Source organism: Blautia sp. MCC269, assembly GCF_018785655.1.
GTDB lineage: Bacteria > Bacillota > Clostridia > Lachnospirales > Lachnospiraceae > Blautia_A.
In genome coordinates, this window is record NZ_WQQE01000043.1 from 73,492 (window position 1) to 91,569 (window position 18,078).

Here is an 18,078-nt window from a genome sequence, read left to right on the forward strand (position 1 = left end):
GATGGAATTCCGTAAAAACGATATACTGACTTTGGATATAGAGGATTGCGGAGTTGACGGTGAAGGTATCGGGAAAGCCGATGGCTTCACCGTTTTTGTGAAAGACGCCGTGATCGGAGACAGGATCAGCGCCAAGATCATCAAGGCAAAAAAGAACTACGGCTATGGCCGCCTGATGGAGGTGATCACACCGTCTCCATACCGTGTGAAACCTGCCTGCTCCATTGCCCGCCAGTGCGGAGGATGCCAGCTTCAGGCATTATCCTACGAGCAGCAGCTGAAATTTAAAGAGAAAAAGGTTCGTGGACATCTGGAAAGAATCGGAGGTTTTCAGAATCTTGATATGGAACCGATCATGGGGATGGAAGACCCCTATCATTATCGAAACAAGGCACAGTTTCCGGTAGGAAAAAATAAAGACGGAAAGATCATCACAGGCTTTTATGCAGGAAGAACCCACTCCATCATTGATAACCGAGAATGTATTCTGGGAGTGAAACAGAATAAAGAGGTTTTGGATCGTGTGATCGGACACATGGAAAAATATCATGTACAGCCCTACGATGAGGCCACGGGAAAAGGTCTTGTACGTCATATTATGATTCGTTATGGCTTCCATACAGATGAGATGATGGTCTGTCTGATCTTAAATGGAGATAAGATCCCTGCAGAAAAGGCTCTTGTGGAATCACTCTGTGAAATTCCGGAAATGACCAGCATCACCATCAATGTCAATAAAAAACGAAACAATGTGATCCTGGGCGATCAGCTTCGCCTCCTCTGGGGACAGTCCTATATAACGGACAGTATCGGAAATATCTCCTATCAGATCTCACCACTGTCCTTTTTCCAGGTCAATCCCATCCAGACCGAAAAACTGTATGGAAAGGCTCTGGAATATGCCGGCCTTACGGGAAATGAAACTGTATGGGATCTGTACTGCGGGATCGGAACTATCTCCCTGTTCCTGGCCCAGAAAGCAAAATTCGTCCGCGGCGTGGAGATCGTACCACAGGCCATTGACAATGCAAGAGAGAATGCGAAGTTCAATGGTATTGAGAACGTGGAGTTTTTTGTTGGAAAAGCAGAGGAAGTACTGCCGAGGGAGTATGAGAAGAATGGTGTTTATGCAGATGTCATCGTTGTGGACCCGCCAAGAAAGGGTTGTGATGAGGTACTTCTGAATACGATCCTTAAGATGAAACCGGAGAGGATTGTTTATGTGAGTTGTGATAGTGCTACGTTGGCCAGGGATCTGAAGGTGCTTTGTGCGGAGGATTATGAGTTGATGCGGGTTTCTACTACGGATATGTTTCCGCAGAGTACGCACGTCGAGACGATAGCGTTGATTTCGAGAAAAGATAAATATGGAGCGGAGAGATAATAATATATTTGGTTATGAGCAAGTAGCGAAGCGGATTGCGAATATCCGCTTGACACACAAGCATGAGTTCAGAAAATTAAGAAGTGTCTTGTGGAAATAAAATGAAAGTGCTATACTTAAACAAATAAGGCCATGTGGATAAGAATATTAGAAATTCACATGGCTTCTTTTAAAACAATAAGTTAGCTATAACTAACACATGACAAAAAGGAGGAACGCTAAAATGAACATAAATGTATTCTATGGAATTCTGATCCCGTTTTTGGGTACTTCTGTGGGAGCGGCCTGTGTGATTTTTATGAAAAAAAATTTAAATGCACACGTGCAGAGGGCACTGACTGGCTTTGCGTCAGGAGTTATGGTGGCTGCTTCTGTTTGGAGCCTTTTGCTTCCGTCAATTGAACAGTCGGGGAAACTGGGAAAATTTTCTTTTGTACCGGCAGTGGCAGGCTTTTGGGCAGGAGTGTTGTTTTTGCTTTTGCTGGATCATGTGATTCCACATATTCACCAGTACAGTGACAGCGCCGAAGGTCCGAAGAGTAAGTTTCAGAAAACGACAATGATGGTCCTGGCAGTAACGTTACATAATATTCCGGAAGGAATGGCGGTTGGCGTGGTTTGCGCGGGATATCTCATAGGAAATACTCATATCACATTTAAGGGAATGGTGGCACTTTCTATAGGAATTGCAATTCAGAATTTTCCGGAGGGTGCGATCATTTCCATGCCCCTTCGCTCTGAAGGCATGGGAAAAGGAAAGGCATTTATAAGTGGTGTGCTGTCAGGAATTGTAGAACCTTTTGGAGCAATACTCACAATTCTGGCAGCGGATCTTATTATTCCGGTTTTGCCGTATTTACTCAGTCTTGCTGCCGGTGCTATGATCTATGTAGTGGTTGAGGAGCTGATCCCGGAAATGTCAACAGGGGAGCATTCGAATATTGGAACCATATTTTTTGCAACAGGTTTTTCCTTTATGATGATATTAGATGTGGCGTTGGGATGATTGGTCTGTTTATTTCGCACGTATGAAAAAATAGGTAAAAATTTGAATAGAGTAGCAATACACCCTACATATATGATATGCTCTACCTATCAACCACAAGAAAAGGAGGAACAAAAAATGAATAATAAAGGCATCGGCGCAGTTTTCTGTCTGATATCGGCAATCCTGATCTCTGCAAAATACATCTCAGCTGCGATATTTATGAGCGGTGTGAATACCTGGGATGCCACATTATTTGCTGCCGGACTGGGGTATGTGGGGCCTTTCCTGTCAATCGCTTCTGCTGTTGCACTGATCGTCGGAATTTTGTTTCTCGGATATGGGGTATATGAGGAGATAAGAAAAAACAAGAAATAAACAGGTTGCAGACAAGGGGGAATGTAGCAAATGTTTTTTACACTGGAAAAACTGGAAAGAAACACAAAACAGTTAAAAGATCTCCGTTACAGAGAACGGATGGAGATCCCGTCATTTGACGCGAGCACGCAGGAGGAGGAGCCGGTGGGAAAACGGCCGGAAAGCGTGGTCTACACGGGAACTCTGAAAAAAGGTGATTTCTGGATCGGAAGAGGTACTTATCTGTGGATCCGACAGTCCGTAGAGATCCCGGCGGAATGGGCGGGGAAAAAGATCGCCGGGCTTTTTAATATGGGAAAAACCGGCGAGGGCCTGAATTCCGGGTTCGAGGGACTTATCTACGTCAATGGTTCGCCATACTGCGAAACCGGCTCCTATCATGAAGAAGTGATCTTTCCTTCAGAGCTTGCCGGTACGAAAGTGGAGCTGGCTATCCGCCTCTGGGCAGGACTGGAAGGCGGCGGAGTACCAACACAACAGACTCATCAGTTCAAACAGGCAGAGCTTGCCGTTCTGGATGAGGTTGCGGATGATTTTTATTACAGCAGCAGAGCGGCTGTTGAGACTGTGCGTATGCTGGATGAGAACGATTCCATAAGAACAGATCTTCTGACTGCTATGGATCGTGCACATCTGGCTATAGATTGGAGAAGGCCTGGTTCTGATGCCTTTTATGGATCTCTGAAAAAAGCTCTGGAAGTCTGGAAGAAGGAGGTTTCCAGAATCTCGTGGACCAGCCCGGTAACAGTCCATACTGTGGGCCATTCTCATATCGATGTGGCCTGGCTCTGGCAGCTGAAACACACCAGGGAAAAAGCAGCCCGCACTTTTTCAACGATGTGCACTTTGATGGAGCAGTATCCGGAGTTTACCTTTGTCCAGTCCCAGCCACAGCTTTATGATTATATTAAGACGGATTATCCGGATATTTATAAACGGATACAGAAAGCCGTAAAAACCGGAAACTGGGAACCAAACGGAGCGATGTGGGTAGAAGCTGACTGTAACATTTCTTCCGGTGAGGCTCTGGTACGTCAGATCCTGAACGGACAGCGCTTTTTCAAAAAAGAGTTCGGCGTAACGGCCAATGTTCTTTGGCTTCCCGATGTATTTGGTTACAGCTGGGCACTGCCTCAGATCCTGAAGCGTTCCGGAATTGACAATTTTATGACCATTAAGATTAGCTGGAACCAGTACAACCATATGCCTCACGATACTTTCCGCTGGATCGGTGTGGATGGTTCCGAAGTACTGACGCACTTTATGAGCACTCCGACTTTTGGCGATGATGGTGGTTATACATATAATGGGCTTATCGATCCGGCATCTGTAAAAGGGGTATGGGATCTTTACCATGATAAAGAGATCAATAAGGATCTGCTTCTGGCTTACGGAAACGGAGACGGAGGCGGCGGAGTGAACCGTGATATGCTGGAGATGGGACGCCATCTGAAGGCTATGCCAGGACTTCCGGAAGTAATTCCTGGAACGGCCTATGATTATTTCGAAAATCTTCAGAAGACCATTGCGTCTACAGACCGTCATGTACCAACCTGGGATGGCGAGCTGTATCTGGAATATCACAGAGGAACCTACACTTCTCAGGCACGGAATAAGAAAAACAACCGGAAGACAGAACTGAAACTGCGGGAGGCAGAGTGGCTGGTAAGTGAGGCCGCTGTAAAGACCGGCGATTTTTCTTCCTATCCGGAAAAAGAGCTCCAGGAAGCCTGGAAGATCGCACTCAGAAACCAGTTCCATGATATCATTCCTGGTTCATCCATCCATGAGGTATACGAGGATTCCGCAGCAGAGTATGCAAAAGCCAATGAAATCCTGGATACGATCGAGAAAAATGCCCTGAAGGTTCTGGTAAGAGAATCAGATTCCATTGTAACTGTAGTAAATAACAGCAGTTTTGCAGGTGAAGGAATTGTAACAGTAAAAGTAAAAACTTACGAGGGCAGAAAGGGAAGCTGGTTTTCCGCAGATGGAAAAGAGCTGCCTGCTGTATATACGGAAGATGGCTGGCTTGTAAAAGTTTCTGGCATAGAGCCTGCCGGATTTACAACTCTGACTCTTATAATTGGAACCAGGGCGGAATGTTTTTGCACAGAAGAGTGGACCGGGGAACTGGACACGCCATTTTATCATATTGTCTGGGATGAAAAAGGCCGTATGACTTCCATTTTTGATAAGGAAAATGACCGTGAGATCCTGAAGGCAGGCGAATTAGGAAACCACCTGGTGGTTTATGAGGACCGTCCAATGAAGTACGATGCCTGGGATATTGATATCTATTACCAGGAAAAAGGATACGAGGTAGAGGATCTGAAAACGGTTTCTGTGGAAAAATCTTCTTTGATGACAAAAGTAAAAATGGATTGGAATTATCAGGATTCCACGATCTCACAGGAAATCCGCTTTTACAATGATAACCGCAGAATTGATTTTGTCACTCATGCAGACTGGCATGAGCATCAGCAGCTTTTGAGAGTTCTTTTTCCTTTGGATATCCGCACCAGCGAGGCAACTTTTGATATCCAGTACGGAAATGTGAAACGTCCCACCTACGAGAATACCAGCTGGGATATAGCAAAATTTGAAACCGTTGCCCATCAGTGGGCGGATTATTCCGAAACCGGATACGGAGTCAGCCTAATGAACGACTGCAAATATGGCTACAGTGCCAGGGGCCATGTTCTTGGCATGTCGCTGATCAAATGTGGAATCCATCCGGATTATGCGGCAGATCAGGGAATCCATGATTTTACCTATGCACTTTATCCACACAGTGGCAGCTGGCAGGAATCCGGTGTGCAGAAAGAAGCCTGGAGACTGAACAATCCGCTCTGGACTGTGGAAGGTGCAGTGGATGCAGAGGTACGTCCTGCTTTTTGCAAGGCAGATACAGACCATGTAGCCATCGACTGTATAAAGAAGGCAGAAGATTCTGAAAGTCTGATCATCCGTTTCCACGAGTATGCAGGCATGCGCGGTCCGGTAACGCTAAATTTTGGTTTTTCGGTAGACTCCTGGCAGGAGACGGATCTGATGGAAAATCCGGCAGGAGAAGAAATGACCGGAGAACTTAAGGTAACGGTACGCCCTTATGAAATCCGAACTTTCCGCGTGACTCCAACTCTGAGTAATAAATAATAACTGAAATATGGCGCCGGTTTATCTTTGGATATGTACCAGAAATTCTGGGTATATCTTCAGGATTACCGGCGTTTTTATTACAGGAACCTGAAAATATTTATTTTTTTGCATCCATCCCCACTCCTCCCACGTCTAATAAACAGAAGCACAGAAACAAATGCTTTCAAAAAACATTTCCTGAGGACCGGTCCGTGCAGGAGAATGGAGATTACCAATGAATGAGATTTTGATACGAAAGGCGAAAAAAGGGGACAAAGATGCTTTCTGCCGGCTTATGGATGAGCAGATGCAGAGTATGTACAAGATTGCCATCTCCTATGTGAAAAATGACGAAGATGCTGCGGATGCCATCCAGGATACCATCCTTTCCTGCTATGAAAATCTGAAAAGCCTGAAATATAACAGGTATTTCAAAACATGGATGATACGGATCCTGATCAACAAATGCAAGGACATCCTGCAGAGAAAAAATCGAATGATCTGTACAGACGAGATGCCGGAGATGCCTTTCCATGAGGCGGAATATGCCTCGGCAGAATGGGCGCAGATGCTGGAACCGCTGGACGAGAAATACCGGATGATCGTTCTTCTGTACTACATGGAAGGATTTAATACCCGGGAGATCAGTGAGATCCTGGATATGAAGGAAAGCACAGTGAAATCTCGTCTTCAACGCGGAAGAAAACAGATTGCGAAGATGTACGAGTACAAGGTCAGGGAGGGACGTGTTTGATGATGACATTAAATGATAATGAAAAAAATTTTCAGAAAAAACTTCAGAAAGATACAGAGATACCGGTGATTGTGCGGGAACGGGCAAACCAGGCATATCATCACATTGAGAACAATACTGCCGTACAAAAGAGAGAAACGAATGATAAAAATGCCCTCCGCTGGATGAAAACAGGCGGGAAGGTCGTGGCGGGAACAGCAGCAGTACTGGCAGCAGGTATTCTGTTCTGTGCGGCAAATCCGGTCATGGCAAAGAATATCCCGGTGGTGGGAGGTCTTTTTGAAACATTACAGGATAAAGTAAGCTTCTTTGGAGATTTTGCAGATCATGCGACGACACTGGAAGATACAGAAAAATCTGCCGGAGCGAAAACAGCAGATGGAAACTCTGATCAAACAACGGATCATACAGCATCAGATAATGCAAACGCAGACACCACCTACACAAAAACATCCGGCGGCCTCACCATCACCTGCTCCGAGATTTTTGCAAACAGCCAGGCTGTCTATGTGACCATGCAGTTTCAAAGTGAGGAACCATTTCCTGATACGTTAAAAGGACTGGATGGGAAGCCTGCTATGGAAATGTATTCAACAAGACTTCTGGATTTTAATCCGGTGGACGATGGGGTGATGCTCAGCAATCTGGAAGGAGAATTTCTGGATGAGAATACATATGCCTGCATCCTTCGGGTAGATCTTGCAGAGGCGACAAAAGACTACAGTGAATACAATAAAAAATACGAGGAAATGTGCCAGCAGGTACGGGATGAAATGGGCATCACCCTGGATGACATAAATGATGAGACAGAAGAAGGCAGTGCACTTCTTGGAGAATATATAGAAAAAATATCTGTCAGAGGAGGCGCACTTCAGTCTTATATCAAAGAGATCGATATTCCGGAAAAGTTTAACATGCATCTGGGTATCAGTGAGATCCGTGGAATGCGGCCGGATGAAGCTTCAGATCCGAATGATCCGGATGCGGGATATTATAAATTCGAAGGAGACTGGAGTTTTGACATTCCGGTAACAGTCGATGATTCAGAAACGGAAGTTCAGGAGATCAATGAGACAAATGAGGCAGGAATCGGTCTTAAGTCCGTGATCCGGACTCCATATGAGCTGACGGTAAATGAACTTTATGAGGAAGGTTCCAACAGCGACTGTTTCATGGTTGCGCTGGATGCCAATGGAAACAGGCTGCCATATAATGAGTCCAATGGAAACTGCAATAATTTTGCCATTCAGGACAGAGATATTTCCACCGTTGATATTTATATCCTGGATTACGTGCAGTATATGGATGAGCTGAAAGGAGAAGAAAATTACAACAATAACGAGAAGAAACCGGAAGGTGAAAAATGGAGTGATCTTCTGGATCAGCATGCGAAATATCACAAAACACTGCACTTTAACCAAATCAAGTAAGTCCCCTGCGGGGTTGCGAAAGGCAATAAGCAGTGGGTGGGGACTTGCTTGTATCAGGAGGAGTGCAAGCTCCTCCTGATAAACTGCGGAGCAGTTATTTGGTGTAGAGCTACGTAGCGAAGCGGATTGCGAATATCCGCTTGACCTGATAATGCCTGAAAGGCATGGAAAGCTATATAAACTGGGTATTTTACATAATTCAAAGAATCCTTTACAATAAAAGTACAACATATGGAGCGCACACAATGATACAGGGAGGGATTCATTATGGAATATGCAAAACTTGGGAACACCGATATCGAAGTATCAAAATTATGCGTAGGATGCATGAGCTTTGGAAAGGCCGGCACTATGCATAAATGGACATTGGATGAAGAACAGAGCGGAGAAGTAATCCGCCATGCGCTGGATCTGGGAATTAATTTTTTTGATACAGCCAACGGATATTCCGAGGGAACCAGTGAAGAATATCTGGGACGGGCTCTGAAAGAAAGCGTAGCCAGAGATAAAGTGGTGATCGCGTCCAAGGTTTATTTTAACCCGGGCCGTCTTTCCAGAGAGGCCATTATGCGAGAGATCGACGGAAGTCTGAAACGTCTGGGAACAGATTATCTGGATCTGTATATCATCCACAGATTTGATTACGAGACACCTGTCGAGGAAACAATGGAAGCACTCCATGACCTGGTAAAAGCAGGTAAAGTACGCGCACTGGGCGCTTCCGCCATGTACGGATATCAGTTCTACAACATGCAGCTTGCAGCCAGGGACAATAACTGGACACCATTTTCCGTAATGGAAAACCATTACAATCTTCTTTACAGGGAAGATGAAAGAGAACTGATCCCGATCTGCAACCAGATGAATGTTTCACGGATGCCATACAGTCCTCTTGCAGCCGGGCATCTGGCAAGGCCGCAGTGGAAGTCTGATTCTCTCAGAGGAAAAACAGACCGCGTTGCAGTGGGAAAATACGACCGTATGGAACAGCAGGATATCAAGATCGTAAAACGGGTTCAGGAACTTGCTGAGAAACATAACTGCAAAATGTCCCAGATCGCCATTGCATGGCAGTGGGCAAAGGGAGTAACATCACCGATCATCGGAGCCACGAAAACAGAATATCTGGATGATGCGGCAGATGCACTGAACGTAAAACTTTCTCCGGAAGACATTGCATATCTGGAAGAGATGTACGTTCCCCATCCCATCGTAGGTGCAATTGACAAAAATCCGGCAGAGGGTGTGATCCTTCTGGACGAGAAGAAATAAGAGGCGCCGAAATGTTTTCCAATAAACAGTTAAAAGATATGATACTTCCGCTCCTGATGGAGCAGTTTCTTCTGATGCTGGTAGGCCTGGCAGATACAATGGTTGTCAGCTATGCGGGAGAGGCGGCAGTTTCCGGAGTGTCCCTGGTAAATTCATTTAATACCATATTTATTAACCTATTTACGGCACTTGCATCCGGAGGAGCAGTTGTAGTCAGCCAGTATATTGGCCGGCGGGATATGAAAATGGCATCGGAATCATCCAGTCAGCTTCTGATGGTAGCTACTGTATTTGCAGTAGTGATCTCAATTCCGGTACTGATCTGGAAAGTCCCTCTTCTGAAGGGATTATTTGGCAAGGTAGAACCGGATGTAATGGAAGCGTGTAAAACATATCTCAGGATCTCCGTATATTCTTTTCCGGCTCTGGGAATATACAATGCAGGAACCGCACTCTACAGAAGCATTGGAAAGACAAGTGTGACCATGAAGATCTCAATTGTATCCAATCTGATCAATGTGGCAGGAAATTTGATCGGAGTTTTTGTTTTCCGAGCAGGAGTAGCAGGCGTTGCTTATCCATCCCTGATCGCCAGAACGTTTTCAGCAGTGGTGATCACACTGCTTTGCTTCCGGGAAAAGGAAGTTCGCTATGTGGGCCGATGGATCTTTCAGTGGAACAGAGAACTTCTGAAAAAAATGCTTTCTATTGCAATCCCCAATGGAGTGGAAAGCGGGATCTTTCAGTTTGTAAAAGTGGCACTTTCCAGTGTGGTTGCGCTGTTTGGTACTTACCAGATCGCGGCAAACGGAATTTCTCAGAGTATCTGGAGTGTGGCAGCACTGATCAGTGTGACCATGGGGCCGGTATTTATTACTGTGATCGGTCAGTGTATGGGAGCTGGAGATATCAGGCAGGCGGAATATTATTTTCGGAAATTAACGAAAGTGACAGTCTGTATTTCAGTCGCCTGGAATACACTGATCTTTCTGATAACGCCACTGCTTATAAAGATCTTTGCAGTTTCCCGGCAGACAGGGCAGATGATCCTCTATCTGGTGCTGATCCATAACATAGCCAATGCAGTGGTATTTCCATTTGCAGATCCTCTGGGAAAAGGCCTCCGGGCAGCAGGAGACGCCATGTTTACCATGGGAATCTCTTTGTTCACAACCATTGGCGTGAGACTGATATTATCTATATTGCTGGGAATTGTCCTGGATCTGGGAGTGATCGGGATCGCACTGGCCATGTGTCTGGACTGGACGGTCCGCGGAGTGATCTTCTGGATCCGTTTCCGCCAGGGAAAATGGAAAACTTATCGTGTGATCGGTGAATAACCGGAACAGAACAATAAACAAGAAGAGAAAACAAATGAAAAAGCAATCGGCAGAATGCACAGATATCAACAGATCAGAGCTTTCAGCAGGTTGCTTTTTTTGGCGGATAGCGGTAAGATAACAAAGACTTGACTTAAACGCGGATCGTTTTTATCCGCCTGAAATGCAGACATAGGAAAACATACGGAGGAATATCTTTGGCAAAAAAACGAAAACCCAAAATGGAGCTCCGGTATTACAAAATGCCGGAAGGGAGTCCGATTCTTGCATTGCTTGGTCAGAAATGGATCCAGAATTACGGAAACGATATCGATTATCTTCATTTTCATAATTATCTGGAGATTGGTTTCTGCTATGAAGGTCAGGGGTTCTTGATTCTTGGAGAAGATAAGGTACGGTTTCATGACCGGGAATTTACAGTGATCCCGCCCAATTATCCCCATACCACAAACAGCGACATTGGAACTGTCAGTCGGTGGGAGTATCTTTTTATTGACGTGGAAGGATTTTTGAATAAATTTATTGACAATTCCGTGAAAAAGGAAAAGATCGTTCAGCGTATCAACTCCAGAGCACTTTTTCTGAATGAAAAAGAAAACCGTTCCATGGCGGATAAGATCCTGAAGATCCTAGATATCATGCGGAATGGAGAAGAGTTTTATCTGGAAGAAGCCAAGGGGATCCTGGCATCGCTTCTTGTGGAGATTGCAAGGATCAACCGGGATTCGGGGGAAGAGCGCTACAGTGAGGGAAGAGGAAAAGTCATGGATATGATCTCCAAATTCCAGGATTATATTTCCGATCATTACATGGAGGATCTTCGGATCGATGAGCTGGCAGAATACTGTCACATCAGTGAAACCCATCTGCGACGGATCTTTACGACCTACATGAAGATGAGTCCGCTGGAATACATCAATACCATCCGGATCCAGGCGGCCTGTGATTATCTGAAAAAGACGGATCAGCCCATTGCGGATGTGGCACATAAGTGCGGCTTTACCACTAATTCCACTTTTAACCGGAACTTTCGCCAGGTTATGGGGATGACACCTCTGGAGTGGAGAAAACGGCCAGAAAATTATGAACAGCAGCTTCTTAAGTTTGATATCCATTCAGAGGAAGGCTGGTAGAACAAAAAAACAGATCTGTGGATCTGGCACAACAGAAAAAATACAGGGTAGTGTGTCGGATCAGACAGATGGAAAGAGGGAAAAATGTACGACTACAGGATCGTGGAGCAGGTCTCCCGAAAAAAGAAACATATGTCAGGAGCTCTCAGAAAAGTAATGGTGATCTTTGCGGTACTTTTTGTACTGATGGGAATCACCATCTCCCAGGCATTTATGCTCCCGGGATTTCTTCTGGCGCTGCTTTATTTTGTATATGATATCTTCAGCCAGAGAGATTATGAATATACCATGGAGAATGGCCAGCTGACCATTGATGTGATCTATGGCAAAAAATACCGGAAAACAGCACATGTGCTGAACCTTGAGGAGATGGAAGTGACCGCACCTCACTATCACGAAAAAGTGGCAAAATACAAAAAGAATTCCGGTACAGAGAAACTGAAAAAATACGATTATACCTCCTATGAGGATGATGTGCCATACTATACCATGATCATCCGGGAAGACGGGCGGAAAATAAAACTTCTTCTGGATCTGACAGAGGAGATGTTACATACGATGAAAACACAGTTTCCGGAAAAGGTCTATTTTGCATAATATGTTAAAATGTTTGTGAAATATGTATAAAAAATAACGTAGAATTTTATGAAATAGAAACAAAAACCTTCTTTTTTGGCGAAAAATATTCGCAGAATGTCGAAAAAGAAGGTTTTTCTTTGCCATGATGACCAATGAGAAAAATGAAAAACACTCAAAATGCATAAAAAAGCAGGTGCCTGAATCATGAAATAGTGCAAAATCAATAAAATGGTTGAAATTGCACATTATATGAACGGTTCTGCAAACTATGGCCGGAATACGGATGCTATAATCCATTCATAAGCAAACGGGAAATGCTTAATAAAGGAGGAAAAGTAAATGAAGAAAAAATTACTCGCAGTATTAATGACAGGCATTATGGCAATGTCTTTCGCTGCAACAACTACAGCAGTATATGCAAAAGGTGACGATGACAATACACTGACCGTATGGGCATGGGACCAGAACTTTAACATCAAGGCTATGAACATTGCAGGTGAGCAGTATGCAAAGGATCATGAAGGATTTAAAGTAGATGTAGTTGAGACATCTTCCGATGACTGCCAGACGAAACTTACAACAGCTGCAAACGCCGGAGATTACAGCACACTTCCGGACATCGTTCTGATGCAGGACAACAGCTACCAGAAATATCTGAAGAGCTATCCGGACGCTTTCACAGATCTGAAAGACATGGACATCAACTGGGATGATTTTGGAAAACTGAAACAGTCCTACTCCATGGTAGATGATACACATTACGGTGTTCCATTTGATAATGGTGCAACAATCGCCTGCTACCGTACCGATATCCTGGAAGAGGCAGGATACACCATCGATGACCTTACAGATATCACATGGAGTAAATTCGAGGAGATCGGTAAAGATGTTCATGAGAAAACCGGTAAATACCTCCTTACAAGTGAGGCAACAGGCGGCGATACTCTGATGATGATGATCCAGTCCTGTGGAGCAAACTTCGTAAATGAGGATGGAGAAGCTTACATTGTAGGAAATGATGTAGCTGAGAAATGTGTAGATCTTTATGTAGACCTTGTAAAGAACGATGTTGTTAAATTAGTAAACAACTGGGATGAGTACATCTCCACAATCACAAGCGGTGAGGCAGCAGGTATCGTTAACGGTAACTGGATCACAGCTACACTGATGGGAACAGAGGATCAGAAGGGTCTGTGGCAGATCACAACAATGCCGAAAGTTGACGGTGTTGACACAGCTACAAACTATGCGAACAACGGTGGTTCTTCCTGGTATATCACATCCAACTGCAAGAACGTAGAGCTTGCTGAGGACTTCCTTGCAAGCACATTTGGTTCCAGTACAGATTTCTATGATGCGATCCTTCCGGAAACAGGAGCAATCTCCTGCTACCTGCCAGCTGGTGAGTCTGACGTTTACAACGAGCCAAGCGAGTTCTTCAACAACCAGCCAATCTTCTCAACAATTGTAGAGTACTCTTCACACATTCCGGAATTCACAAAGACTCCGTATCACTATGAGGCAAGAGAGTGCATCAACACAGCAGTTGTTAATATCGTAAACGGCGCAGACAAAGAGTCTGCACTTCAGGAAGCACAGGATACACTGGCATTCAAGATGACAGAGTAAGATCTGAAGGCTGCATTCTGAAATGAATAAGTAAATACGAAGCAGGGGACTGCATGCAGTCCTCTGTCTTATGTAAAGGCTTAAGAGGTTTGAAAGGAGGAGTTCCTGTGAATTCCAAAAAAAGTGGCATGTCTCTGGTAGCGAAACAGAGAGCGGCAGGCTGGATCTTTCTGGCACCTGCAACCATCATGATCGCTGTCATGAGTTTTTATCCGATGATCCGTGCATTTATCATTTCTTTACAGACAGGTGCCGGAGCAAACATGAGGTTTGCGGATCCGATCTTCAGTAACTATAAACGTATCATGATGGATAAGGTATTCCAGCAGTCCATCGTCAATACTTTCCTGTATCTTATTATTCAGGTACCGATCATGCTTGTCCTTGCGATCCTGCTTGCACAGCTTCTGAATAACAAGGATCTGAAATTTAAAGGCTTTTTCCGTACATGTGTATTTCTTCCATGTGCAACATCTCTTGTATCTTATTCTCTGATCTTCCGTTCTATGTTTGCAACAGACGGTCTGATCAACAGCATCCTGATCAAACTTGGAATTTTAACAACTGGCTATAACTTCCTGGGTAACTCCACAAGTGCAAAGATCGTGATCATCATCGCACTGATCTGGAGATGGACAGGATATAACATGGTGTTCTATCTGGCAGGTCTTCAGAATATTGAATATTCTGTATACGAGGCAGCAAAGATCGATGGTGCCAATGGCTGGAAGACCTTCTGGAAAATTACCGTACCACTTCTGAAACCGACAATTATCATGACATTTATTATGTCGATCAATGGTACACTGCAGTTGTTTGATGAGTCTGTCAACCTGACAAAAGGTGGCCCGGCGAACTCAACAATCACAATGTCCCATTATGTTTATAATACATGTTTCATCAACGTGCCAAACTTCGGATATGCGGCAGCAATGTCATTTATCATATTTATCATGGTAGCGATCCTGGCCTTTATCAATTTGAAAGTAGGTGATACACGTGACTGAGAAAAAGAATAAATCCGCAATTCAGAGAAGATTGATCCCTACATATATTTTTCTGATCATCGTATCATTTATCTCTGTATTTCCACTGTACTGGATGATCTCTGCGGCAACCAATACATCCACAGATGTATCCAGAGGCCGTATCCTTCCGGGTACATATTTTATGCAGAACTTTAAAAACCTGACTGCACAGCAGCCGCTGTGGAGAGCTCTTGGAAACTCTCTGTTTTATGCAGTTCTTACTACAGTGATCTGCCTTCTGATCTGTTCTATCGCAGGTTATGGCTTTGAGGTATATCATGACAGATGGAAAGACAGACTGTTTTCCATCCTGCTTCTTGCAATGATGGTTCCGCAGGTTGCAACGATGGTTCCTTTATTTAAGATGTTTTCAAAAGCCGGACTCTTAAATACAGCGGTAGGTTTTATCCTTCCGATCATTTCCACACCATTTATGATCATGATGTTCCGTCAGAATGCCAGAGCATTTCCTATCGATATCATTGAGGCAGCACGGATTGACGGATTAAGCGAGGTAAGGATCTTTTTCCAGATGTTTATCCCGACTATGAAATCTACTTATGCGGCGGCAGCAGTTATCACATTTATGAATGCATGGAATTCCTATCTGTGGCCGAAGGTAATCATGACAGATAATAAGGCGATGACCATGCCGATGTTGATCGCCAATCTGATCACAGGATATGTAACGGATTACGGCATGCTGATGTGCGGCGTATTATTCTGTTCCATTCCGACCATGATCGTATTCTTCGTATTACAGAAACAGTTCGCAGAGGGTATCACCGGAGCTGTTAAATAAGATTCAAATTTAAAAGGATGCTGTCGAAAGCTGTAGGTGTATTGTATAATATGCTTCAAGTGGATCACACAGCATCCTTTTTATAAAGTGTCATAATAAAAAATATAAGGAGAAAGAAAAAATGGCAAAGCAGATCAGATATGACCATTTCCTGCACGGTGGCGATTACAACCCGGAGCAGTGGCTGGACAGACCGGACATTCTGAAAAAAGATATCGAATATTTTAAGAAAGCACATATCAACACGGTTTCCATGGGGATGTTTTCCTGGGCTGTACTGGAGCCGGAAGAAGGGAAATATAACTTTGACTGGCTGGAAGCGGTAATTAACAATCTGTATAAAGAAGGCATTTATACGATCCTTTCCACACCATCCGGAGCCAGACCGAAATGGATGGCAGATAAATACGAGGAAGTTCTCCGTATGGACCCGGATCGGACAAGAAGATTTTTCGGTGGAAGACATAACCACTGTTATACTTCTCCTGTATACCGTGAAAAGATTTTTAATATCAATAAGAAGCTTTCCGAACGCTTCGGAAAACATCCGGCAGTGATCCTGTGGCATATTTCCAATGAATACGGCGGGGAATGTCACTGTCCTCTGTGCCAGGAAAAATTCCGGGAATGGCTGAAAGAGAAATATGGAACCATTGAGAATCTGAATTCCAGATGGTGCACAACCTTCTGGAGCCATACCTACAACAGCTTTGACCAGATCGAAAGTCCGTCACCAAAAGGAGAAAATGCGCTTCATGCACTGACTCTGGACTGGAAACGTTTTGTTACAGACAGAACTGTAGATTTCATGAAACATGAGATTTCTGCGATCCGCGCAGGCGGGTCAGATCTTCCGGCAACCGCCAATCTGATGTACGACTACGACGGACTTGACTATAAAAAGTTTAAGGATGTTATGGATATCGCTTCCTGGGATAATTACCCAAGCTGGCATAAAAAAGACAACTATACCACAGCAGTGGATGGAGCCTTGCAGCACGACCTTATGAGGAGTATCAAAAAAGCACCGTTCCTTCTGATGGAATCCTGTCCTTCTGCAACCAACTGGAAGCCGATCAATAAGCTGAAAAAACCGGGAATGCATCTGGCTGCTTCCCTGCAGGCAGTCGCCCATGGTTCCGACAGTGTCCTGTATTTCCAGCTCCGCCAGAGTCAGGGTGCCTCCGAGAAATTCCACGGTGCGGTGATCGATCACTATGGCGGTGATGATACCAGAGTTTTTCGTGAAGTGACAGAGGTAGGAAAAGTTCTGGAACAGATCCAGGAAACTGTGGGAAGTGTAACGAAGTCTCCGGTGGCTGTTCTTTATGACCGTGAAAATGACTGGGCGCTGAAAGATGCCCAGGGACCTCGAAATGAAGATATGCATTACCAGGAAAACGTACAGAAACAATATCGTGCACTTCGAAGAAAAGGTTATAATACCGATATTATCAGTATGGAACATGACCTGTCTGATTATAAGCTGGTAACAGTACCGATGGCCTATATGTTCTATCACGGATACGCCGAAAAGCTTCGTACCTTTGCTGAAAATGGAGGTACACTGGTAATTTCCTACTGGTCCGGACTTGTAGATGAGACAGATAAATGTTATCTTGGGGGAACGCCTCACGGTCTCATGGAAACAGCAGGCATCCGTGCAGAAGAAATCGATGCGCTTTATGACTGGGAAGAAAATACCGGTATTCCGGAAACCGGAAATCACCTCAAACTTACAGAAAGCTATACCTGCAAAAATCTCTGTGAGCTAGCAAAAGTTTCCGATGCGGAAGTGCTGATGCGTTACGGAAAAGATTTTTATCAGGGCTATCCGGTGCTGACTCACAAAAAATATGGAAAAGGCCATGTTTACTATGTGGCAGCCGATATGGAAGCAGCCTTTTATGAGGACTTCCTGGGACGAGCAGCAGAAGAAGCCGGTGTGGAGATGCCGCTTACGTTTATACCGGAAGGAGTTTCTGTGACAACCAGGGAAAATGAAGATACGGAATATCTGTTTATCCAGAATTTCGGGGAGAAAACGGAAACAGTTTCTGTTCCGGAAGGTTACGAAGTCCTTTATGGATCGGACAGTGAAATTATGGCCCCGCTTACTACAAGAATCTTAAAGGGGAAAAAATAATCACAGCAAAAAAGTATAAAGCATATCTGCTTTCGGACGGTATGCTTTTTACTGCTGTCTGGGAAAGAGAAGGTAAG

14 protein-coding genes are annotated in these 18,078 nt (G+C 44.4%); all 14 read left to right on the forward strand.

The window, feature by feature from the left end; translation table 11 throughout:
* Position 1 precedes the first annotated feature (1 nt).
* The 14 genes from rlmD (at position 2) to GPK88_RS14825 (ending at position 18,001) form a co-directional block, all read left to right on the forward strand.
* Positions 2–1,384, forward strand: coding sequence for a 23S rRNA (uracil(1939)-C(5))-methyltransferase RlmD (rlmD, locus tag GPK88_RS14760; protein ID WP_215707987.1), 1,383 nt, complete (start codon positions 2–4; stop codon positions 1,382–1,384).
* Between the two features lie 223 nt (positions 1,385–1,607).
* Positions 1,608–2,390, forward strand: coding sequence for a ZIP family metal transporter (locus GPK88_RS14765; protein WP_173761904.1), 783 nt, complete (start codon positions 1,608–1,610; stop codon positions 2,388–2,390).
* 117 nt (positions 2,391–2,507) lie between these two features.
* Positions 2,508–2,747, forward strand: a complete 240-nt coding sequence (locus GPK88_RS14770; RefSeq protein WP_148446772.1) for a hypothetical protein — start codon at positions 2,508–2,510, stop codon at positions 2,745–2,747.
* Between the two features lie 30 nt (positions 2,748–2,777).
* Complete coding sequence (locus GPK88_RS14775) at positions 2,778–5,906, forward strand: alpha-mannosidase (protein WP_173761905.1); 3,129 nt, start codon at positions 2,778–2,780, stop codon at positions 5,904–5,906.
* Between the two features lie 217 nt (positions 5,907–6,123).
* Complete coding sequence (locus tag GPK88_RS14780; protein ID WP_114001728.1) at positions 6,124–6,642, forward strand: RNA polymerase sigma factor; 519 nt, start codon at positions 6,124–6,126, stop codon at positions 6,640–6,642.
* Positions 6,642–8,072, forward strand: a complete 1,431-nt coding sequence (locus GPK88_RS14785) for a DUF4179 domain-containing protein (protein ID WP_215708000.1) — start codon at positions 6,642–6,644, stop codon at positions 8,070–8,072. Before GPK88_RS14780 ends, GPK88_RS14785 begins: the two co-directional genes overlap by 1 nt.
* A gap of 267 nt (positions 8,073–8,339) precedes the next feature.
* Positions 8,340–9,344 (forward strand): aldo/keto reductase, encoded by a 1,005-nt coding sequence (locus tag GPK88_RS14790; RefSeq protein ID WP_114001730.1) that lies wholly within the window; start codon positions 8,340–8,342, stop codon positions 9,342–9,344.
* Positions 9,345–9,355: 11 nt separating this feature from the next.
* A complete protein-coding gene (locus GPK88_RS14795; protein WP_173761907.1) occupies positions 9,356–10,684 on the forward strand; it encodes an MATE family efflux transporter in 1,329 nt (442 codons plus the stop codon).
* A 197-nt stretch (positions 10,685–10,881) separates the two neighbouring features.
* Positions 10,882–11,817, forward strand: a complete 936-nt coding sequence (locus GPK88_RS14800) for an AraC family transcriptional regulator (RefSeq protein ID WP_243874509.1) — start codon at positions 10,882–10,884, stop codon at positions 11,815–11,817.
* Positions 11,818–11,901: 84 nt separating this feature from the next.
* On the forward strand, positions 11,902–12,414 hold the full coding sequence (locus GPK88_RS14805; protein ID WP_148446768.1) for a DUF6106 family protein: 513 nt from the start codon (positions 11,902–11,904) through the stop codon (positions 12,412–12,414).
* Positions 12,415–12,735: 321 nt separating this feature from the next.
* On the forward strand, positions 12,736–14,025 hold the full coding sequence (locus tag GPK88_RS14810; protein WP_021976632.1) for an ABC transporter substrate-binding protein: 1,290 nt from the start codon (positions 12,736–12,738) through the stop codon (positions 14,023–14,025).
* A 107-nt stretch (positions 14,026–14,132) separates the two neighbouring features.
* Positions 14,133–15,032: a carbohydrate ABC transporter permease gene (locus GPK88_RS14815; protein WP_022426329.1), complete on the forward strand. Its 900-nt coding sequence runs from the start codon at positions 14,133–14,135 to the stop codon at positions 15,030–15,032.
* Positions 15,025–15,855 carry a carbohydrate ABC transporter permease gene (locus tag GPK88_RS14820; protein WP_173723223.1) on the forward strand — a complete coding sequence of 277 codons (831 nt, stop codon included), beginning with the start codon at positions 15,025–15,027 and terminating at the stop codon, positions 15,853–15,855. Before GPK88_RS14815 ends, GPK88_RS14820 begins: the two co-directional genes overlap by 8 nt.
* Before the next feature lie 121 nt (positions 15,856–15,976).
* Positions 15,977–18,001 (forward strand): beta-galactosidase, encoded by a 2,025-nt coding sequence (locus GPK88_RS14825; RefSeq protein WP_118064695.1) that lies wholly within the window; start codon positions 15,977–15,979, stop codon positions 17,999–18,001.
* Positions 18,002–18,078: the final 77 nt, after the last annotated feature.